At 59.6% G+C, this 19,432-nt stretch carries 20 protein-coding genes; 1 reads left to right on the top strand and 19 read right to left on the bottom strand.

Annotated features, from left to right (window positions below; translation table 11 throughout):
- Window positions 1-3: 3 nt before the first annotated feature.
- The 19 genes from C4S59_RS18130 to C4S59_RS18040 form a co-directional block, all read right to left on the bottom strand.
- Entirely contained in the window at window positions 4-1,488 is a 1,485-nt protein-coding gene (locus C4S59_RS18130) for a sigma-54-dependent transcriptional regulator (RefSeq protein WP_103911814.1), read from the bottom strand.
- Window positions 1,489-1,492: 4 nt separating this feature from the next.
- A complete protein-coding gene (gene hypB / locus C4S59_RS18125; protein ID WP_103911813.1) occupies window positions 1,493-2,401 on the bottom strand; it encodes a hydrogenase nickel incorporation protein HypB in 909 nt (302 codons plus the stop codon).
- Window positions 2,401-2,742 carry a hydrogenase maturation nickel metallochaperone HypA gene (hypA, locus tag C4S59_RS18120; protein ID WP_103911812.1) on the bottom strand — a complete coding sequence of 114 codons (342 nt, stop codon included), beginning with the start codon at window positions 2,740-2,742 and terminating at the stop codon, window positions 2,401-2,403. The genes hypB and hypA overlap by 1 nt, the downstream gene beginning before the upstream one ends.
- Window positions 2,735-3,616, bottom strand: coding sequence for a hydrogenase expression/formation protein HupK (locus C4S59_RS18115; RefSeq protein WP_103911811.1), 882 nt, complete (start codon window positions 3,614-3,616; stop codon window positions 2,735-2,737). The genes hypA and C4S59_RS18115 overlap by 8 nt, the downstream gene beginning before the upstream one ends.
- A 2-nt stretch (window positions 3,617-3,618) precedes the next feature.
- A complete protein-coding gene (locus tag C4S59_RS18110; protein WP_103911810.1) occupies window positions 3,619-4,431 on the bottom strand; it encodes a [NiFe]-hydrogenase assembly chaperone HybE in 813 nt (270 codons plus the stop codon).
- Complete coding sequence (locus tag C4S59_RS18105; RefSeq protein WP_103911809.1) at window positions 4,428-5,267, bottom strand: hydrogenase expression/formation protein; 840 nt, start codon at window positions 5,265-5,267, stop codon at window positions 4,428-4,430. Before C4S59_RS18105 ends, C4S59_RS18110 begins: the two co-directional genes overlap by 4 nt.
- A gap of 11 nt (window positions 5,268-5,278) precedes the next feature.
- Window positions 5,279-5,662, bottom strand: coding sequence for a thioredoxin domain-containing protein (locus tag C4S59_RS18100; protein ID WP_103911808.1), 384 nt, complete (start codon window positions 5,660-5,662; stop codon window positions 5,279-5,281).
- A gap of 16 nt (window positions 5,663-5,678) precedes the next feature.
- A complete protein-coding gene (locus tag C4S59_RS18095; protein ID WP_103911807.1) occupies window positions 5,679-5,999 on the bottom strand; it encodes a HypC/HybG/HupF family hydrogenase formation chaperone in 321 nt (106 codons plus the stop codon).
- 4 nt (window positions 6,000-6,003) lie between these two features.
- The gene (locus tag C4S59_RS18090; RefSeq protein ID WP_103911806.1) at window positions 6,004-6,612 is read right to left on the bottom strand and encodes a HyaD/HybD family hydrogenase maturation endopeptidase; all 609 of its coding nucleotides are present in this window, start codon (window positions 6,610-6,612) and stop codon (window positions 6,004-6,006) included.
- 299 nt (window positions 6,613-6,911) lie between these two features.
- A complete protein-coding gene (gene cybH, locus C4S59_RS18085; protein ID WP_103911805.1) occupies window positions 6,912-7,652 on the bottom strand; it encodes a Ni/Fe-hydrogenase, b-type cytochrome subunit in 741 nt (246 codons plus the stop codon).
- 11 nt (window positions 7,653-7,663) lie between these two features.
- Complete coding sequence (locus C4S59_RS18080) at window positions 7,664-7,867, bottom strand: hypothetical protein (protein WP_103911804.1); 204 nt, start codon at window positions 7,865-7,867, stop codon at window positions 7,664-7,666.
- Between the two features lie 13 nt (window positions 7,868-7,880).
- Window positions 7,881-9,671: a nickel-dependent hydrogenase large subunit gene (locus C4S59_RS18075; RefSeq protein WP_103911803.1), complete on the bottom strand. Its 1,791-nt coding sequence runs from the start codon at window positions 9,669-9,671 to the stop codon at window positions 7,881-7,883.
- A gap of 3 nt (window positions 9,672-9,674) precedes the next feature.
- Window positions 9,675-10,763, bottom strand: a complete 1,089-nt coding sequence (locus tag C4S59_RS18070) for a hydrogenase small subunit (RefSeq protein ID WP_103911802.1) — start codon at window positions 10,761-10,763, stop codon at window positions 9,675-9,677.
- A gap of 223 nt (window positions 10,764-10,986) precedes the next feature.
- The gene (gene hypF / locus C4S59_RS18065) at window positions 10,987-13,236 is read right to left on the bottom strand and encodes a carbamoyltransferase HypF (protein WP_103911801.1); all 2,250 of its coding nucleotides are present in this window, start codon (window positions 13,234-13,236) and stop codon (window positions 10,987-10,989) included.
- Window positions 13,233-14,663, bottom strand: coding sequence for a nickel-dependent hydrogenase large subunit (locus tag C4S59_RS18060; RefSeq protein ID WP_103911800.1), 1,431 nt, complete (start codon window positions 14,661-14,663; stop codon window positions 13,233-13,235). The genes hypF and C4S59_RS18060 overlap by 4 nt, the downstream gene beginning before the upstream one ends.
- Entirely contained in the window at window positions 14,660-15,652 is a 993-nt protein-coding gene (locus tag C4S59_RS18055; RefSeq protein WP_103911799.1) for an NADH-quinone oxidoreductase subunit B family protein, read from the bottom strand. The genes C4S59_RS18060 and C4S59_RS18055 overlap by 4 nt, the downstream gene beginning before the upstream one ends.
- Window positions 15,649-16,962 (bottom strand): PAS domain-containing sensor histidine kinase, encoded by a 1,314-nt coding sequence (locus tag C4S59_RS18050; RefSeq protein WP_103911798.1) that lies wholly within the window; start codon window positions 16,960-16,962, stop codon window positions 15,649-15,651. The genes C4S59_RS18055 and C4S59_RS18050 overlap by 4 nt, the downstream gene beginning before the upstream one ends.
- A gap of 78 nt (window positions 16,963-17,040) precedes the next feature.
- A complete protein-coding gene (locus tag C4S59_RS18045; RefSeq protein WP_103911797.1) occupies window positions 17,041-17,361 on the bottom strand; it encodes a type II toxin-antitoxin system RelE/ParE family toxin in 321 nt (106 codons plus the stop codon).
- The gene (locus C4S59_RS18040) at window positions 17,358-17,615 is read right to left on the bottom strand and encodes a type II toxin-antitoxin system ParD family antitoxin (protein ID WP_103911796.1); all 258 of its coding nucleotides are present in this window, start codon (window positions 17,613-17,615) and stop codon (window positions 17,358-17,360) included. Before C4S59_RS18040 ends, C4S59_RS18045 begins: the two co-directional genes overlap by 4 nt.
- 145 nt (window positions 17,616-17,760) lie before the next feature.
- Here C4S59_RS18040 and C4S59_RS18035 point away from each other — a divergent pair.
- Window positions 17,761-19,432 (top strand): 4Fe-4S binding protein (locus tag C4S59_RS18035; protein WP_103911795.1); only part of this gene is annotated, 1,672 nt, incomplete at its 3' end.

Here is a 19,432-nt window from a genome sequence, read left to right as displayed (position 1 = left end):
GGCTTAGTCCTCCTGATGTTCGGTGGCGTTGGCTTTGTTCGGTTCGGTGATGCCGTAGCGGTCGATCTTGGCGCGCAGGCCCACACGGCTCAGGCCCAGTTCGGCGGCCGCACGGCTTTTATTCCACTTCAGACGCGTCAGCGTTTCACGCAGAATGCGCATTTCGATCTGTTCAACGCGGTCTTTTAGCGTGCCATCCGATACCAGCACGTGATCGATGCGATCATCGGCGTCGGTGTCATCGGGGCTGGCCTGAAGGATGTGGCGGCTGATCAGTTCGGGACCAAGCACGCTGTCTTGGGAAAAGATCAGCATACGGACCATTTCGTTTTCCAATTCACGCAAGTTACCCGGCCAGCTGTAGCGTTCCAGAAAGCGGATCGCATCGTCGGACAGGCCATGCACCGGTTTGCCGTGTTTAGCGGCTGCATCGAACAGTTGGTTCTGCGCCAGAATGGGCAGATCGACAATGCGCGCGCGCAGCGGCGGAACAGTCAGCGTGGTCTGACTAAGCGCAAAGAACAGATCGGCGCGGAACCGGCCTGCCGATACCTCGGCCATCAGATCGCCGTTGCTAGACGCCAACAGACGCACGTCGCTGCGTTCCAGTTCGGAAGCGCCGATGGGGCGGAATGTGCCTTCGGTTGCAAACCGTGCCATGGCCCGTTGCAGGCGGGGCGACAGATCGCCCACATTGCGCAGAAACACAGTCCCCTTTTCGGCTTTGCGCAGCAAGCCAAGGTTCCGTTTCTGACGCCCATGCGCCGCAGAGGGTTTCGCGCCGAACAGTTCGGCTTCGATCAGGTCCTCGTCCGCGCCAGCGCAGTTGATTTCGAAAAACCCCTTGTCAGACCGCAGCGACGCATAATGCATCGCGCGGGCCAGCGTGGCCTTGTCGGTGCCGTCTTCGCCGTTGATCATGACCGATACGTCGAAGCTGGCGAACTGGCGGGCCTGTTCGACCACGTTGTTCATCGGCGAATTGGGCGCGCGCAGGACCTTTTCAAAACCCAGTCCTTCACGCAGCGCCTTGCGCTGTTCTTCGACCTTGGATTCCGCGCTGCGGGACAGATAACGCATTTCCAGTGCCATCTGGTCGTGTTCGCGGCTTAGGCGGAACAGATCGGCGGCGTTCTTGGCGCTCATCAGCAGTTGGTCGGGGTGCCATGGCTTGGTCAGGAACTGATAGATGCCGGCCTCGTTGATCGCGGCGATCATATCGTTGGTTTCTGTGTAACCGGTGATGATGATCCGCACTGTATCGGGCCAGCGATCGCGGACCTCGACCAGAAACTCGACCCCTGTTTTGCCTGGCATGCGCTGGTCACAGAAAATGACCTGCACAAAGTTGTCTTCCATCAGTTTTTCGGCCTCTGCCGCGTTGGACGCGGTCAGGCAGTCAAAGTCATCCTCAAGCGCCATTCGCATGGACGCCAGAGAATGCTCTTCGTCATCAACCAAAAGAACTGTCGGAAGCGCGTCAGTCATCTGCTTATTCCGCTGCCAATGTGCCGCGTTTGCGCTGAAGGCTGCCTTTGAGCCAGTTCAGCCAGTTGTCCATGCCTTCGCCAGTGCGGGCGGACACGCGGATGATTTCAATGCCGGGGTTCACGCGACGCAGGTTCTTTTCGTACAGGTCCAGGTCCACATCACAATGCGGCGCCAGATCGACCTTGTTCAAAAGCGCGATGCGCGATGCGGTGAACATATCAGGGTATTTCAAAGGCTTATCTTCGCCTTCAGTCACCGAAAGGATCGCAACCTTACAGTCTTCCCCCAGATCAAAGCCCGCCGGACAGACCAGATTGCCGACGTTTTCGATAAACAGCATTGAACCTTCGACAAGGTTCAGATGCTCCATCGCGTGGCCCACCATGTGGCCATCCAGATGGCAGCCCTTGCCGGTGTTGACCTGCACAGCAGGCGCGCCTGTCGCGCGGATGCGTTCAGCGTCGTTCGCGGTTTGCTGATCGCCTTCGATCACCGCCAGAGGTTGGTCGCCCAGCATTTCGATGGTCTTGCAAAGCAGCGTCGTCTTGCCCGATCCCGGCGAGGAGACGAGGTTGATCGCAAAGGTGTTCAGCCCGCGAAGCGTGGCGCGATTGACGTCGGCATAGCGGTCGTTCTTGGCCAGAATGTCCGTTTCGATCTCGATCAGGCGTTCTTGGGTCATGCCAGGCACTTCGACGCCTGCCGGGCCTTTGCCAAAGTGGATGTCGTGGCTGTGTCCGTGGTCATGGCTGTGGTCGTGATCATGATGGTGGTGATGACCATGAGAGTGATCATGAGAGTGCCCATGGTCGTGCCCGTGTTCATGACTGTGATCATGACCGTGGGAATGGTCGTGGCTATGGCTTTGGCCTTCAACTGATCCGGTCCCGCATCCGCATACTGTGCACATCAGACCACCTCCAAATCTTTGATTTTCATTTCGTCGCCCGACACGGGCATCAACTTGCCGCCCCCGCAGTCGGGGCATGGATCAAGCCGGTTGTCGATTTCGACCTCGTGCATGCAATCGTAGCACATGGCCTTTCCCGGCAGATCGATCATTTCCAGTACCGCGCCCTCGGCGACCGAGCCGCGCATCACAACCTCGAACGCGAATTCCAAGGCGGGCTTTTCCACGCCCGAAAACTTGCCGATTTCCAGCCGAACCCGTTTCACCGCCTGAATGGCGTGTTGGTCGGCCTGGGCCTCGATCACTTGGCGGATGCCTTCGCAAAGCGACATCTCATGCATCTTGCTTGCCCCCCGTGATCGTGACCTGAACACATGGATCAAGGATATCCACCAACAGCGGCGCCATGCGCTGTTTGTCTTCGGGCAGCCGTGCCAGCGATTGTTCCATGATCCCGCCTTTGGCCAACATGTGATCAGTCGGGGTGATCCGCGTGAACGACGTCACAAGCCCGTCACGGGAAGACCCCTGAACAAAGTAACTGCCCCGCGCGGCTGGCACCATAACCCAATCGTCCTGTTTGACGGGAATCGGAAGGTTACCTTCCAGCGCGGCCAACATATCCAGAACACGCGCCACGATCCGCCACAAGGGCCCCTGCCCCCGCGTTTCAGCGACATGCAACATAACCGGATGGCTAAGGTGCCTTGCTGCAACGGAATTTTCCAGCGCCGCGGTGGCATCCGGCGTTGCGGCCTCTGGCAATGCCAAACCCTGAACAGATGCTTCTTTGGGTGCAAAGCAGGCATCCACCGCTTGCATCATCTCTGCCAGCGGACTGGCAGAGGTCAGGAAGGTTTCAAACCCGTCGCCCGTCTTGGGAAAGGGATCATCACCAACCAACGACGCCGCCATTTCAGCCAGATCAGGCGATGGCACGACACACGGCGCAAGGCCCAGTCGCTGTGGCAGGATCACGCCCAGTTTCAGCAGGTGATCACGTGCGATGTCTTGCGACAGCGCTGCTTCCCAACCGTCCGCCAATGGCAGATCAAAGGCCATGCGCACGGCGACGTCCTGCGATGCGCGACACAGGTTGAACAGACGCGGCAAAAGATCCGCCGCGTCCTGAACCGGACGGCCCAGCACCATGGCAGCAACCGGTGGCGTGGCCACAGGTTCAACTGTCAGGGGGGATTGCGTCCGGTCCAGCATGGTTACTCGGCCTCGCTTGCCATGCCTGCGGTCAGCACCTGACGACGTGTCGGCGCTTCGGGCAGGTCCGATCCTGTTTCCGCTTCCTCGGCAGCGGCCTTTTCGGCCTCTTCCTGTGCGGCGATCTCGGCTTCACGGCTGGCGCGAATGTCGGCAGAGCGATCCGTTTCGGCGCGGTGTTCTTCCATGAACAACGCCTGCATCACGGCCTCGGCCACATCGACGGCCTGCTGCTGGGTCTTGAATTCACCCATCGGCGAAAACAGCGAACAGGCCTTATAGCCGCCGGTCATTTCGCGGACGTTGTGAATGAATTCATACTCGCCCGACGGAAAACCGATGACTTCCTTGGTGCCCGCCAGCAGATCGGACCAATCCTCGCCCTCGGCAGGCAGCTGGATCAGGTTCATGAACCACGGCGAAATCAGAACGCCCAGCGGACGACCCTGATGGATGCCCCAGCCAACGGCCTGCACGTGCAGCAGTTTGTTGACCATCGGCACATCACGCATTTTCGCGTGCCAGACTTCGGTGAAATCGGTCTCCAGCGCCTTGGTCTTTTCTGCCAGAACCTCGGCTTCGCGCATGGCGTCCGAACCGGGGTCTTCGCTGACAAGGAACTGTTCCTTGGGCGCGTCGCAGTTCGGGCAACCCCAATCGTCGGGCAGTGCGATGAACGGCGTGCCGGGCAGGATGGATCGTGTGTCATCGCCCTCTGCCGGATCGTAAGGCGTCCAGCAGATTTTGCATTCCATGATCGCCTGGGGGCTGATCTTGTCGTTTGCGCCCAGATAGGACCCTTCGAAACCGCTCATCGGATGGCCTCCAGAACCTCGATGATGCGTTCACCGCTCTCGATCAGGTCCTCGGATGCGGCGATGGCAACCTCGGGCATGGAGGTGACTTCGAAGCTGTCCAGAATAAGCGTGTCCATCGAGTTGAAGAACTGAACGCGCCAGACGTGCGGCAGCGCCGTCGCCGTGATGCGGCAGTTGCCATACCCGCGGGACAGGATGTCGACCGACCCTTTACCAAGCGCCGCGTCCAGCCACAGAAGGTCTTCTTCTGTGTGGGGCAGCAGCGTCAGGTTGACGACGTGGGTTTCCGTTTCTGGCGTGTAAGTCGCTGATTTATCCTGCAACTCCACCAGTAGCGGAGGCGCGTTCACAACGCCCGGCTGGCGCGGTGTCTGGTTGCCTGTCGCCGCTTTACGCGGGTTGAAGGCGCGGGTCAGGCTGGCCTTGGGAACCGGCCCGACCTCGATCGCATCAACGCCGACGCCCTTCAGAACCCAGACGCCTGCAAACACGCTTTCCTGCGCCGCAATGGCGGGGATGTCGTGGATTTTGACCGCAACTTCGCCTTCGCCCATGGTTTCGGCGATCAGGGCGCGGTTTTCTTTGTCCAACTCCTTCAGGTCGAAAATGACGTTCTCGCCACCGTTGCCCGCCGCGACAGAGGCCTCTGCCACTTTGGTCATCAGGGTCATCGCGGGCTCAAGCCCTTTGAGATCGTCGATATAGGGGATGTGTGCGGAATAGGCCCGCATGTCCTGCGGAAGCTGCATATACTCCAGCTCTTTGCCATCCTCTTCCGGCGGTTGAGAGCCCGGGCCGTAGCCTGTCGGCGGCAGGTGAAAATTGCTAACCATCTTTACTCTCCTTATTCCGCAGGCACTGGCTGAGCGAGGATCTGTGTGATCCGCGCCATGTATTCATCCCAATCCCGCACCTTGGGGATGCCGCCGATCATGTGACCGTCGCGATAAAAGATCAGGCTGGGCGTTTTCAGAACGCCGGTTTCCTGCCGCAGGTCGGTTTCGATATCGGTGCCCACAACGGCGCAGTCGAATTTGCCCTGAAAGGCCATTTTCAACTCGGGCAGGATCACCGCCACGTCGGCGGATTCCAGATTGCGCTTGGGGTCGCCCGGAACGAACAGCACATGGGTGCCGGCCCGTTCGGTGAATTCGATCAAAGACGACTTGTCGTTCAGGAACGGCCAGCTGAATTCATCAGTCAGGCGCGTGATCAGAGGGTGTGTCATTGTGTGTCTCCTGAGGTCAGGCTACCGGTTTTCCGGCATTCATGGCTGCTTGCAGATGGGGCGGCAGGCTTGGGCTGCTTCGTTCGAGATCGGCAAAGGCATCGCCCAGATCGCCGCCCTGCATGAGCGATCGCAATCCATCCAGCGCACTGGAAATCTTTTGTGCTTCGTCTTCGGTGATGACCTCGCGGGCGGCGCCCAGAAAGGTCAGAACCCAGTCGCCGATGTTGACCGGCCCCGTCAGGGACAAATCAATCAGCTCTTCCTGACGGCCGTCGGTCGCACGGGCAGCGATGCCGTCAACCGACAGAATTTGCATGGGAACGCCAACGCACATCGGCTTATTCGCCTACAGGGAAAAAGCGGTCGTCACCGATCCGGCAGGCATCATCTGCATCGGGGCGGCCGCCTTCATAGGCGTCGCGCAGGATCGATGCATCGGCCAGAAGGCTTTGATCGCTTTGGCCTTCGTTTGCGCGGATGTCCCACTTGGCCAGATAATCCATCGCGATGTCGATCGCCGGATCGATTTGCGCGGCCACAACGTCACGCAGACCGCCGCCGTAATCTTCCAGCTCTTCAGGCTGGCAACCGATCAGCAGCAGCGTTTCAGGGCAGTAGCCCATCAGCTGGGCTGTGGCGATCACGTCCTGAAAGCCGGTCTGATGCAGGCTCATTTTCTTGGCGCCCATGAACTGGGGTACTTCATCGTTTTCAACGATTTTCATGGTGCCGGGTTCAAGACCGTAATCGACGGCGTCAAACACGATCAGCGTGTCGGCCTCTTCCAGAAACGGCAGCAGGTACAGGCCCTGTGTGCCGCCGTCCAGAATACGGACATTGTCATCAAAAGCATACTTCGATGCCAGCCGTTCAACACAGCGAACGCCAAAGCCTTCGTCCGCCCACAATACATTGCCGATGCCCAGGATAAGCACTTTCGCTGGCATACCGGATCCTCCCCAAAACCACGATGCTGGCTGTTTTCTTTCCGATTTCTCGGTTTCATGGAAAGTAGGACGGCAAATGGGGGGTGTACCAACTTTTTCCGCATACAGTGGGATGCGAAGTAACCGACTGATTTTGCAGCATAACATTTCATAAAATTTGGATATTCATTATGAATTGTGCAAAGTAACTATCCGAAAAAGATAAAAACTGGCTATTACCCTAACAAAATTACAGTGCTCCAAACAAAAATGGGGCGCAGCCAAAGCTACGCCCCATCGATTCGCGCCTTACTCGTTACTTAGTCAGGCTTGTCATCCTTGAACGTCCGGTGACCAGAGATCATCGTCGAAACGATGGACTGGCGGCTCATGATATCTTCGCGGATGGCCACGTAGATGTGGATCATCATGAAGACCACAATCCACCACATGCCCAGATGATGGAACGTATGGACGATGTGCGGATTGTTACCGAACAGGGTGAACACCCAACCGAACAGCGCATAAAGCGTGCTGTCGATACCCAGACCTTCTGCATAAAGCGCAAGGCCGGTGACGATCATAAAGCTGACACCGAGCGTGAAGAAAAAGAACATAGCCAACTGAGCCAGCGGGTTATGCCCGATGTATTTCTTCGGTTCGGACGTCAAGAACAGGTACCATTTGATCTCGTGCCAGACTTCTACCCAGAAGCTGCCACTGAGGATCGGAACATAGAACAACTGACGTGCATGGTGGTTGCCGAAGATCGCCCAATAGATGCGACCCAGGAAACCGATGGTCAAAATCCATCCCGCCGCAAAGTGGGCGAAGCGGATGTAGCCAAAGACAAACTGGTGTGTCGCTTCGGCGATTTGCATGGACGGCGGGGGCGACCCGATCAGATAGCCCGTGCCGAACAGGACCAGAATGGCCAGGGCGTTCACCCAATGCCAAATCCGGACCGGCGCTTCGTAGACGTAGACCGAGGTCTGGCGCGATGCGCCAGAGGACTCAGTCGTGGTGCCATGTGCACCGATTGGGGGGGCCGTGTCTTTCATGACAGCCTCCCTTACGCCTGTTGGCGTGCGCTGCGACGTACCGCAAAGACGTGACGAACTGCCATGCCGGCGGCCACAATCGCCAACCCGACCACCACAAGGTGATCCGGCTGCGACAGCCAGTGCGCGTCGCCTTGGGCGACGGCAGCTGAGTGGCCCGTGTGGGCCAGTGCGGCCCCTGCGCTCAGAATATAAGCGGGAATTGCATATTTCATGTTATCGCCCTCCTCAGCGCACTTTGACGGTGGTCAGTTCGTCGCCATCAGGCGACATGACGTGTGTCGAACATGCCAGACAGGGGTCGAAGCTGTGCAGTGTGCGCAGGATTTCGACGGGTTCGTCCGGACGCTCCATCGGTGTGTTCATCAAGCTGGCCTCGAACGCGCCGATGTTACCGGCAGTGTCACGCGGCGAGCCGTTCCAAGTTGTCGGAACAACGCACTGATAGTTTTCGATACGACCGTCTTTGATCTTGATCCAGTGACCAAGCGCACCACGGGGTGCTTCGGTCATGCCCACGCCTTTGGCCTCTTTCGGCCATGTGGACGGATCCCACTTTTCGATGTTCGCTGTGCTTTCGTCGCCGTTTTTGATGTTGGCAACCAGCTTGTCGAAGAAGTGGCGCTGCAGACGTCCGCAATACTCGGATTCCAAGGCACGTGCCGCAGTCCGACCCAGGGTCGAGAACAGCGCCTCGACTGGCAGGTTCATATCGCGCAAGAAGCCATCGACCTGGTTCTTGATGTCTTCGTGACCCTTGGCGTAGCCCACGATGTAGCGGGCCAGCGGGCCAACTTCCATCGCGTTGCCGCGCCAACGAGGCGCTTTGATCCAAGAATACTTGGCCGCTTCGTCCAGCTCTTTGATGTTGGTCTTGGTGCCTTTTGCGTTCGGACCCAGTTCGTACTTGGGCTCGGTGACACCATCCCACGGGTGCAGGCCTTTGCCGGGCTCGCCGTAGTCGTACCAAGAGTGATCGACGAATTCCTGAACCTGTTCCGGATCGCGCGGATCGACATCGTGAACTTCGTTCAGGTTGCCATTGATGATCGCGCCACGCGGCAGGTGCAGCTGTTCCGGTGAGAAGTCGTTCGGGTTTTCCGGAATATCGCCGTAAGCAAGACATGCTTTGGACGACAGACCGCCACCGTACAGCCAGTTCTTATAGAAGCTGCCGATTGCCTTCACGTCGGGCAGGTAAACGTTCTTGTTGAACTCGTCACATTTGTCGATGATCGAGCTGACAAGGTTCAGACGTTCCATGTTGATCGCACCGACCGCGCCGGTCGAGTGTACGTTGATCGGGCACGGAACACCGCCCACCAGCCAGTTCGGGTGCGGGTTCTTACCACCAAAGATCGTGTGAACTTTGACGATCTCTTTCTGCAGATCCAACGCTTCCAGATAGTGCGTTGTCGCCATCAGGTCGGCTTCTGGCGGCAGAAGGTACGCGGGGTTGTCCCAGTAACCGTTCTTGAACAGACCCAGCTGGCCGCTTTCGACGAATTTCTTCAGACGGTTCTGAACATCGCGGAAATAACCGGGGCTGGACAGCGGGTGAGACGGGCTGACCTTTTGCTGCAGTTCGCTGGTGGCCTTGGGATCCGCGCGCAGGGCGTTGATCGGGTTGACCCAATCCAGCGCGTGCAGGTGATAGAAGTGCACGACGTGGTCGTGAATTTCCAGGTTCAGCTGCATCATGTTCCGGATCGAGTTCGCGTTGTCCGGAATCGAGATGTTCAAGGCATCTTCCACGGCGCGAACCGATGTCAGGGCGTGTGTACCTGTGCAAACACCACAGATGCGTTCCGTGAACGCCCACGCATCGCGCGGGTCACGGCCCTTCAGGATCACTTCCAGACCACGCCACATTGTGCCTGTGGATACCGCGTTGCGGATAACGCCTTCGTCATCCACGTTCACTTCGCAGCGCATGTGACCTTCGATACGTGTAACCGGGTCAACAACGATACGTCGGCCGGAATTATCGAGGTCGAAACCGTTCGGAGTCGTTACCATCTATCAGGCCTCCTCTTTAGTAGATTGTGTTTTCTTTTGTGCAGCTTTCAGCGCGGTGACAGCGGCATGCGCAGCAACACCGGCACCGACGACACCCGCAGCAGCCATACCGACCTTGTCGGCATTCGCTTCGACGCCGAACTGGGTCAGATCGGTGACGCGGTCATAGAAGCTGCCCTGATCCCAGAAACCGTCTTCGGAACAGCCGATACAGCCGTGACCGGATTGGATCGGGAAGCTGACGCCTTCGTTCCAGCGGATTGTGGAACATGCGTTGTACGTGGTCGGGCCCTTACAGCCCATCTTGTACAGGCAGTAGCCTTTGCGCGCGTTTTCGTCGTCCCATGCTTCGACAAACTGACCGGCGTCAAAGTGCGGACGGCGATAGCATTTGTCGTGGATACGCTGCGAATAGAACATCGCAGGGCGACCCTGACGGTCCAGTTCCGGCATACGGTCGAACGTCAGCATGTAGGTGATAACGCCGGTCATTACCTCGGCGATCGGCGGACAGCCGGGAACCTTGATGATCGGCTTGTCCATGATGACCTTGTGCACAGGTGTGGCCTGTGTCGGGTTCGGCTTGGCGGCCTGAACACAGCCGTAGGACGCACAGGCACCCCAGCTGATGATCGCCTTGGCGTCTTTCGCCGCGTGACGCAGCTTTTCGACGAACGGCTTACCGCCGGTGATGCAGAACATGCCATCTTCGTTCAGGGGCGGGTTGCCCTCGACCGCGAGGATGTAGTTGCCTTTGTATTTCTCGATGGTCTCTTCGAACGCGGCTTCCGCCGCGTGGCCCGCAGCCGCCATCAGAGTGTCGTCATAGTCCAGAGAGATCATGGACAGAACAACGTCTTTGGCCAGCGGGTGCGCCGAACGGATAAAGCTTTCCGAACAGCAGGTACATTCCAGACCGTGAACCCAGATAACCGGCGTACGCGGCTTGGTTTCCATCGCATGCGCGATTTTGGGAACCATAGCAGGCGACAAACCAAGGGCAGCAGCCGTCAAGGAACAGTACTTCATGAAGCTACGCCGGGTAATCCCTTGGCGACGCATCACGTCATAAAAGGTTTCAATTTCGCTCATTGGTCCTCCCGCACACGATGTGATTCTGGCGGAGTGCAAATGCATACACTTCGCGTCACCCTATCAGTCACACGGGGCTGTCAGCGGTGCCAAAGAAATGTGCAGAGAGCGGGGTATCAAAAATTTTTATTATTTTTCAATGCATTATATGGATTAATGCATATGGCTGCGCGCACCCTGCCGGATGCGTGGTAACCGGATAATCGGCGCTTCGGTAAGGTGGTTACCGGTTGGTCAGATGCCGCGCCGCGGCAATCACCGCCTGCCCCAATGCCAGCCCGCCATCGTTTGCGGGCGTGGTTTTGTGGGCCAGAACACGCACGTCGATCTTCATCGCGGTCAACCATTCGCAGGTCAAGCGATGAAGCAGCGCGTTCTGGAAGCATCCACCGGACAGGACGACCGCCTTTGCCTGTTTAACTGACACCAAATCCCCCGCGGCCTGCGCGAACACGCGCGCCAGAGCAGAATGGAACCGAAGCGCGATGATCTCTGCCGAAACACCGTTACTCAGATCATAACGGATCGTGGCCCACATCTCGCTTGGATCAATGTTCGGACCGGTGGCGGTGATGTCGTAATAAAATGAAATCTCATCCGGCGGGGCCTTTTGCGCCAAGGCCTCAAGCCGCATGGCGGCCTCGCCTTCGTAACTCTGACGCTTGGGGCAAATCCCCAAACAAGCCGCGACTGCATCAAACAGACGTCCCGCGCTGGAACACAGGGGCGCGTTCAGACCCTTGTCCATCGCCATCCGCGCCATCGCCAGCGGCTGATCCCCAAACAACGCGTCCGCCCAATCGTGCAGACCCGCCTGATCCAACCGCGCAAGCGCGTTCCGCCAGGGTTCACGCGACGCCATATCGCCTCCGATCAACGGCGCGGGTTTCAGCCAAGCATGGCGTTCGAACCCGTGGTAATCGCCCAACAGCACCTCGCCCCCCCAAACGGTGCCATCAGCCCCAAGGCCCGTCCCGTCCAGAATGATCCCCGCCACTTCGCCGCCATCGAGCGGCCAGCCGTTTTCCGCAAGACAAGACGCCAGATGCGCGTGGTGATGCTGTACCTCAACCACCGGCAGGCCCTTGCCCCGCGCATGGACCGAAGCGCGGAAGTCAGGGTGCAAATCGCAGGCGACCAGTTCGGGTTTGTGATCGAAAAGATCTGCGTAATCGGCATCGGCCTGTAGGAACGCATCATAGGTCAGGGCCTCGTCCAACTCGCCCAGATGATGCCCCAACAGGGCCTGACCGTTCTTGATCAGGCAAATCGCCGATTTCATCTGCCCGCCATAGGCCGCAACCTGTGGCGCATCGTCGAACCCTTCTGGCAGGGGCAAGGTCCCCGGCACGCGCCCCCGCGCGCGACGCAGGATCATCGGCGGATCGGCGCGTTCCACGCTATCGTCCAGACGGCGGGCGATCTCGCGGTCGTGCATCACAAAAGCGTCGGCAAACGCCCCCAGCTTATCCCGCGCTTCCTGATTGCCGATGACCTGCGGTTCGCCAGACAGGTTGCCGCTGGTCATAACAAGCGGGCGGTTCACAGCGGTCAGCAACAGGTGATGCAAAGGCGTATAGGGCAGCATCCAGCCCAGCGTGATCTGATCAGGTGCGATCCCGTCAGGCAGGCTGTCGCCTGTAGCTTCCAACAGCACAACAGGCGCCGCCGCGTCCGCCAACAACGCCTCGTCCGCCGGGCCAACCGACGCATACCGCCGAATCATGTCCAACGTGCCCATCAAGGCAAAGGGTTTTGCAGGCCTACGCTTCCGTTCTCGCAACGTGGCGATGGTCTTGGCATTCGTTGCGTCACATGCCAGATGAAACCCGCCCAGACCCTTGATCGCCAGCACCTGACCGTTCAGCAAACGATCCGCCGCATCGGTAATCGGGTCTCCGTCGCTTTCCGGCTCGACCCAAACACGCGGGCCGCAGTCAGCACAGGCCACCGGTTGCGCGTGAAAGCGGCGGTCGGCGGGGTTTTCGTATTCCGCGCGGCAGGCATCGCACATGTTGAACGGGGCCATAGTGGTCTGGCCACGGTCATAGGGCAGCGCGCGTAAGATCGTGAACCGCGGTCCGCAGTGGGTGCAGTTGGCAAAAGCATAGCCAAACCGCCTGTCCGCCGGATCCCGAATTTCCGCCAGACAATCCCCGCAGGTCGCGGCATCCGGTGTCACCCGCGTTTCGGCCCCCGCCCCTGTCGAGGCGACGATGTCAAAGCTATCGGTCCCTAACGCCTCGCACGGCGCGCTTTCCACCGCATCCACGCGCGCCAAGGGCGGCGCGTCTGTGCGGATAGCAGTGGTAAAAGCGTCAAGCGCCACGCCTTGGGCAAAGATCAAAACCCCTTCGGGATCGTTCAGAACCTGACCGGTGATGTCAAAGCGCTGCGCCAACTGCCAGATGAAGGGCCGGAACCCGACCCCCTGCACCTGCCCCCGCACACGGATACGGCGCGCCTCGGTCAATGGACTGTGCAGACCATACAGGGATCAAAGCTGCGCACGATATGCTGGACAGACAGCGGCGTTTCCTCGCCCTCGCGCACGGGCGCGCCGACAAGCGCGGCCTCGACCGGACCGGGGGTGCCGCCTGCGTCGCGGGGCGAAAAGTTCCACGTCGTGGGCGCGATGATCTGGTAGGACGCAATCGCGCCGTTTTCGATCCTGATCCAATGGCCCAGCGACCCGCGCGCAGCTTCGACCAGACCCATGCCTTCGCCATTCGCGGGCAGCTTCGCGCGGTCCATAAAGGGTGCTTTGGGGTCGATATCGGCAAGGATGCTTTCCATCGCGATCTGCGTGCGCGCGATTTCCAACAGACGTCCACCAACACGCGCCAGAACGCCGCCCTGTTTCGCCAGATCACGGGCCAGCGGATGGCCATCCACCACCTGCCGCGCCAAAGCGCCGGTTTCATAGCCCAACCCGTTTAGGCGCGGGGCCTTGCACCAGCTGTAGGCATCGGCGCTCATATCCACGTCGGGCACGGTCATGCCCTGACTGGGGTGCGCGGCATCGCCCAGCATCCACGCATGACTGATGTCTTCTGCAATCCCGCTTGTGTCCAAGGGGCCTTCAATACCGTTTGTCCATGTGCCGGCCTGCCAGATCGGACCGTTGGGCAAGGGGTAGGCACCGAACGACAGATAGCGGCCCGCGCCCTGCCCCGAGTGCGCCAAATCCAGATCGCGGGCGATCTCCATAAACAGGGCCACATCGCCCCTGCCCCAGTCGGCCAGCGCATCGACGGTTGTCAGGGCCTCGAACTCTTCGACCGATCCGCCGAACAGCTGCTGTTCCAGATAGCGGCGGAAGGCGGTCAGGTCGGCGCTGATCCGGACCTTGTCGCGCATGGTGGGGGCACGGGTCACACCGCCGGGTTGGATCGCCAGAGTATGGGGCCATTTCCCGCCCAGCAGACCAACGATGTGCAACAGACGCGCGCGGGCATCCATGGCCACCCGCAGGGCAGATCCTTGGGCCGCCGTAAAGCGGTCAACCGCACGGTCATGCCACGGCTTGCCCGCATAATCGGGACGCGCGAAATCGGGCATGAAGAACATGTTGAAATGCGTGACGTGGTCAGCAAGGTTTTCGACCGCGTGCAGCAAGGCGGCGGTTTTCTCGCCCTCGGGCGCTGGTGTGGCCCCTGCCGCATCGGCCAGCGCACGGGCGGCGGCGGCGGATTGGCTGATCGAACAGATACCGCAAATGCGCGGCGTGATGGTCAGCGCTTCGGTCGGGGGTTTGCCCAGCAGGATACGTTCGAACCCGCGAAACAGGGGCGAGTTCGTGTAGGCTGCAGACACCTTTCCATCCGTCACATCCAGACGGATTTCCAAGTCCCCCTCAACCCTGTTGAACGGACCGACAAGCAAGGATGTTTCGGTCATGATTTGGGGGCTTTCAGGCTGGGTGGCACGGTGATCCTGTCGGATGTGGCGTTAACCTCGATCCGGCGCGGGGTCGCGGCCTTGGAAAGGCTGGCCAGCGCCATGAACCACGCCTTTGGCATGTCAGAGGGCAGGCCCACAGGGATGCCCGCGAACTTGGGCGTTTCGGTAAAGGCGTGGCCGGGTTCTTCGAATTCAGGCGCGGTGCAGTTGATGCAGGGGTATCCGGCTCGCGTACAGCTTCCTTCGCCGTTCCACCCGCGAATATTGCAATCACCCACGGCCTGCGTGCCGACACAGCCCAGATGTTCCATCATACAGCCGATTTCCGACAGCTTGGTCGCGCTGGCTTTGTATTCGTAGAACTCGTTCTTCGGGCAGGCATGGTGGACAAGGTTATCGGCATAGAACTTGGGCCGACCATAGCCATCCAATTGATCCTCGCCCAAGGCATCCTCGGCCAGAAGCAGCAGTGTTTCAGTGACCCAGTCGGGATGCGTCGGGCAGCCCGCCACGTTGATCACCGGCAGGCCCGATACGCTGGTGAAATCCGCAGGCAAGGCCCCACCGCGATGCGCGCCCTCGTACTGCACACCCACCGCATCTGACGGGTTTTCGCCCGCTGACGTCACGCCGCCATAGGTCGCGCAGGTGCCAACCGCCACCACATGCCGCGCCTTTTTCGACAGGCTTTGCACCCAATCCAGCATGGACCGGCCCGTGCCCGCCAGAACGTGGTATTTGCCCGTCCCGTTCGGCCCGCGCACGATCGATCCTTCGATGCACAGAATATCCAGCGGCTGTTCCCCGCTTTCCACGTCATTCAGGATTTTGCGCACCTGCGCACCGCTTTCGATGCTTAGCGACGGATGCCACAGAAACGACAGCCCTGCCCCTTCAAGCAGTTCGATCACATTGGGGTTTTCCGCGCACAAAAGCGACATGGTGCAGCCACCGCAGCCCGCAGATTGAAGCCAGAGAATATTCATCCCGCCTGCCCCTTGCACAGTTCCAACCGGAAACACGCGCCCTTGCCGGGTTCTGAGGGTAGAAGCCTCAGATCGCCGCCGTGTTCCTCGGCAATTTTGTGGGAAATGGACAGGCCCAGACCGGTGCCGTCACCCACCTGTTTGGTCGTAAAGAACGGGTCGAAAATCGCCCCTGCCACATCTTCTGGAATACCGGGGCCGGTATCACAAATGGTCAAAACAGCGCGGTCCCCTTCGTAGGCCAGTGTCACATTGATCGCGGCCTCGTCCTGACCGGCCATGGAGTCCACGGCGTTCTGGACAAGGTTCATGACCACCTGCTGGATATGCCCCGGACGGCCACGGGCCATACAGGTTTCTTCGCCGTCCATATGGATTTCGACAGCGGCCTTGGTGCCGCGTTTGACCCAGTTGGCAGCAATACGGAACGTTTCGCCCAGATCGAACGACACGAAATCACCGGACCCGTCTGCAGACAGGCGGCGCAGATCTTCGACAATACTGCGCACCCGTTCCGACCCGTCGCGCGCGCCTTCGATGGCGGTGCGCAGGTTTTTCAGATCGCGGTCGATCTTCAGCTCTTTGCGCAGTTCCACCAGATCGGCCCGCGGCGCACCGGCCTGGACGCTTTCAAAGTACTTCTCGAACCGGTCGAGGTATTTTTCCAACGCGTGGGTGTTGGCGTAGACAAAGCTGATCGGGTTGTTCAGCTCATGCGCCACGCCAGCCAGCAAACGGCCCAAAGACGCCAGCTTTTCGTTTCGGACCAACTGGCTTTGCGCCTGCTTCAACGTCTCGTGGCTTTCGGCCAGTTCGGAAAACGCACGGCGGAGTTCGCCAAGGGGGCGACCCGTCAGAACGATCCCCGTCACGCGGCGGCGACGGTCAAGCCTTGGGGCGACCTTGAATTCCACGGGATCGTGGCCGGATACGGTCATCAAGTCGGCCTCGAACGTTTCACCCGATTTCATGCCGATGGTGCGGGTGATTGTGCCCAGCAGGCGCTCGCTGTGGGCATCTGCCAGAAATTCACCGATCTCGCGCCCGACCAGATCATCCTTTGCACAGCCCACCGCCTGACAGAACGACGCACTGGCATCGGATATTCGCAGGTCTTTGCCGGTCACCACCAAATAGTCGCTGATCGACGTCATGATCGACGACAGAAACGCCCGAAGCTGCATCAGTTCGGTGTTCCGCGCCTCAAGCTGTTCCTGATAATCGACCAGTTCCGCATAGGTCCGGTCAACGGCGCTAAGAACGTCGCTCCAGGCTTCTTCACCGATGTTATGGGCGTCTTCGGTCCGCATTCAGACAACCTGTTTGTTTCGGGTGGCTTTCAGAACAGCATAGGCGCTTTGAAAAAAGAAGGAAATTCCGTGGGACAGTCACAAAGTCGCCAAGGCGGCGATATGGCGGGGAAGATCACAACGCGAATGCAGTATATCGATGATCGTGACTGTAAGGTTGGTTTCCACATAGACCACAAAGTGTTCACCGGCGCGAATGTAGCGCAGGTCATGGGCCCCATCGACCAGCACCGCGCAACTACGACTGTGGGCGCGTCCGTTGACCAGATCATCGCATCGCGCCAGCAGTTCGGCCTCATAGGCATCGGCCTGAAGCGGTCCGAAACTATCGATGGTCCAAGCGGCGATCTCGGTCAGACTGTTTTCGGCCCGTTTGGTCAGGCGCAGCGATTTGGTCATTCGCCGGTGCGCGCCCGTGCAAAGGCGCGGCGGATCGCGGCCTGACCGGTGCCATCGGCAAAATCACCGCGTTCCGCCTGATCCAACCCTTCCAGCAGCCCTTTGCGGATGCCCGCCAGTTCCGCCTCTTGCTGTTCCAGCAGTCGAAGGCCCGCACGCATGGCTTCGCTGACGTTCTGGTAACGGCCAGAGGCCACCAGCGCCTGAACCAGCTGATCTTGGGTGTCTGTCAGAACAACATTGCGTGTGACCATGGGGCCTCCTATCAGTTGGCAATATATGCCAATGGCAGATTTCGGTCAATGAACTGGGCCCGGGCAGGCGAAAGCACATTGCTGCGATGCGGCTGAGACCTTGGTCGGATTTCGCCGTTTCCGCACGGTTTCTAGTGTGCCCATTATGCGCGCCATAGCCTTAATATTTGCGACTTTCGTCAGCCTGCTTTTGTCGACCATTTCGGGCGGTGCCGAACCCCTGTCGCGTGACGATCTATCGGCCTTTGTCCGCGCACCCTTTTCCATTGGCGAGGCGCTGAATGACAAAGGCGTCTACAGCCTGCTGAATTCCGGCGGGGCCGAGGCGGGTTATGTGTTTGAAACCGAACCTCTTGCCCCCCTACCCGGCTTTTCCGGCGCGCCGATCAATGTGCTGGTTGTCCTGGATCTTGAGGGCAAGTTTCTGGACGTCCAGCTGATCAACCATAACGAACCGATCTTTGTGTCCGGTCTGGGCGAGGCCCCGTTTCGCAAGTTCTTTGAACAATACGGCGGCTTGTCGATTTCGGATTCCATTGTTGTGGGCACGCCTTATGGCGAAGGGGCCACTGGATCGTCGCTGGTCTATCTGGACGGTGTGACCAAGGCGACCGCCAGCGTCCGGATCGCGCATGAATCGGTGATGGGGGCCGCGCTGGCTGTGGCGCGGGAAAAGATGCAGGGCATCGCCACCTCGCCCCCCGCCTATCCGGACCCCGAGTATTCCGAGACCCTGACGTGGGATGATCTGGTGTCCCAAGGCATCGCCACACGCAAACAACTGACCAACGCCGAAATCGACGCGCTGTTCGCAGGCACCCGCTGGGCCGGTGACGACCCCGAGGCCAGTGACTATCCCGACGAGGCCTATCTTGATCTGTGGATCGTCGATCTAGGCCCGCACTCCATCGCCAAGGCCGCCCTGTCCGACGACACCTATGAAGAGCTTCAGCGCTTTATGGAGATCTCGGACAACGACGAACCGCTGCTTCTGATCGAAACCGCGCGGCACGGGTTGGTGAGCGAGGATTTTGTGCGCAACACCTCGCCCGACTGGCTGTCGGCGGAACAGGACGGTCTGCCCGTGGCGCTGCGCGACGCAGACCTGTTCGTGGAACTGGCCGATGGCGCACCGGACGGCACCGCGATGATCCTGCGCACCGACCGTCGGTTGGGCTTTGATCCGTCGCGGGAATGGACGCTAAATGTGCTGGCCGTGCGCGAACACGGGGTGTTCCAACCAGAAATCGGGTCGGTCACCATCGAGGTTGCCCATTCAACGCCGGACCGCTTTTTCACACGTCCCGTTCAGATCAAACCCGCCCCCCCGTGGCTTGAGGCATTGCGCAACCGCCAAACAGACATGATTGTTCTGGCCGTCTTCCTGACCGGCCTGATCGCAGCGCTTTTGTTCAAACAAAGCGCGCTTGCCGCCCTGCCCCGCTTTACTCCTGTTCGGCTGGCCATTCTGGCTGTTGTCACGGGCTTTATCGGCTGGTGGGGGCAAGGCCAACTGTCGATTGTCACCGTCATCGGCACCCTTCGCGCAGCGGTCGAAGGCGGCAGCTTTGCTTTCCTTCTGTACGATCCGTTTTCACTGCTGATCTGGGCGGTGGCCATTGCAGGCTTTGTGGCCTGGGGTCGTGGCCTGTTTTGCGGGTGGCTCTGCCCGTTCGGCGCGTTGCAAGAATTTGCGCATCACTTGGGCCGCTTCCTGCGTGTGCCCCAGATCGACGTACCAGCGGCATGGGACAAGCGGCTCAAGTACCTGAAATACGTGGTGCTGGCGGGTCTGATCGCCATTGCCTTTATCGCGC

Source organism: Thalassococcus halodurans (assembly GCF_900108225.1).
GTDB lineage: Bacteria > Pseudomonadota > Alphaproteobacteria > Rhodobacterales > Rhodobacteraceae > Thalassococcus > Thalassococcus halodurans.
The sequence above is the reverse complement of the archived record's forward strand: the minus strand, read 5'-3'. Positions and strand labels throughout refer to the sequence as shown.

What these genes read in the sequence shown, in the direction of transcription:
- C4S59_RS18130 (WP_103911814.1), bottom strand. Translation starts at nt 1,488, where the DNA reads ATGACTGACGCGCTTCCGACAGTTCTTTTGGTTGATGACGAAGAGCAT.
- hypB (WP_103911813.1), bottom strand. Translation starts at nt 2,401, where the DNA reads ATGTGCACAGTATGCGGATGCGGGACCGGATCAGTTGAAGGCCAAAGC.
- hypA (WP_103911812.1), bottom strand. Translation starts at nt 2,742, where the DNA reads ATGCATGAGATGTCGCTTTGCGAAGGCATCCGCCAAGTGATCGAGGCC.
- C4S59_RS18115 (WP_103911811.1), bottom strand. Translation starts at nt 3,616, where the DNA reads ATGCTGGACCGGACGCAATCCCCCCTGACAGTTGAACCTGTGGCCACG.
- C4S59_RS18110 (WP_103911810.1), bottom strand. Translation starts at nt 4,431, where the DNA reads ATGAGCGGTTTCGAAGGGTCCTATCTGGGCGCAAACGACAAGATCAGC.
- C4S59_RS18105 (WP_103911809.1), bottom strand. Translation starts at nt 5,267, where the DNA reads ATGGTTAGCAATTTTCACCTGCCGCCGACAGGCTACGGCCCGGGCTCT.
- C4S59_RS18100 (WP_103911808.1), bottom strand. Translation starts at nt 5,662, where the DNA reads ATGACACACCCTCTGATCACGCGCCTGACTGATGAATTCAGCTGGCCG.
- C4S59_RS18095 (WP_103911807.1), bottom strand. Translation starts at nt 5,999, where the DNA reads ATGTGCGTTGGCGTTCCCATGCAAATTCTGTCGGTTGACGGCATCGCT.
- C4S59_RS18090 (WP_103911806.1), bottom strand. Translation starts at nt 6,612, where the DNA reads ATGCCAGCGAAAGTGCTTATCCTGGGCATCGGCAATGTATTGTGGGCG.
- cybH (WP_103911805.1), bottom strand. Translation starts at nt 7,652, where the DNA reads ATGAAAGACACGGCCCCCCCAATCGGTGCACATGGCACCACGACTGAG.
- C4S59_RS18080 (WP_103911804.1), bottom strand. Translation starts at nt 7,867, where the DNA reads ATGAAATATGCAATTCCCGCTTATATTCTGAGCGCAGGGGCCGCACTG.
- C4S59_RS18075 (WP_103911803.1), bottom strand. Translation starts at nt 9,671, where the DNA reads ATGGTAACGACTCCGAACGGTTTCGACCTCGATAATTCCGGCCGACGT.
- C4S59_RS18070 (WP_103911802.1), bottom strand. Translation starts at nt 10,763, where the DNA reads ATGAGCGAAATTGAAACCTTTTATGACGTGATGCGTCGCCAAGGGATT.
- C4S59_RS18060 (WP_103911800.1), bottom strand. Translation starts at nt 14,663, where the DNA reads ATGACCGAAACATCCTTGCTTGTCGGTCCGTTCAACAGGGTTGAGGGG.
- C4S59_RS18055 (WP_103911799.1), bottom strand. Translation starts at nt 15,652, where the DNA reads ATGAATATTCTCTGGCTTCAATCTGCGGGCTGCGGTGGCTGCACCATG.
- C4S59_RS18050 (WP_103911798.1), bottom strand. Translation starts at nt 16,962, where the DNA reads ATGCGGACCGAAGACGCCCATAACATCGGTGAAGAAGCCTGGAGCGAC.
- C4S59_RS18045 (WP_103911797.1), bottom strand. Translation starts at nt 17,361, where the DNA reads ATGACCAAATCGCTGCGCCTGACCAAACGGGCCGAAAACAGTCTGACC.
- C4S59_RS18040 (WP_103911796.1), bottom strand. Translation starts at nt 17,615, where the DNA reads ATGGTCACACGCAATGTTGTTCTGACAGACACCCAAGATCAGCTGGTT.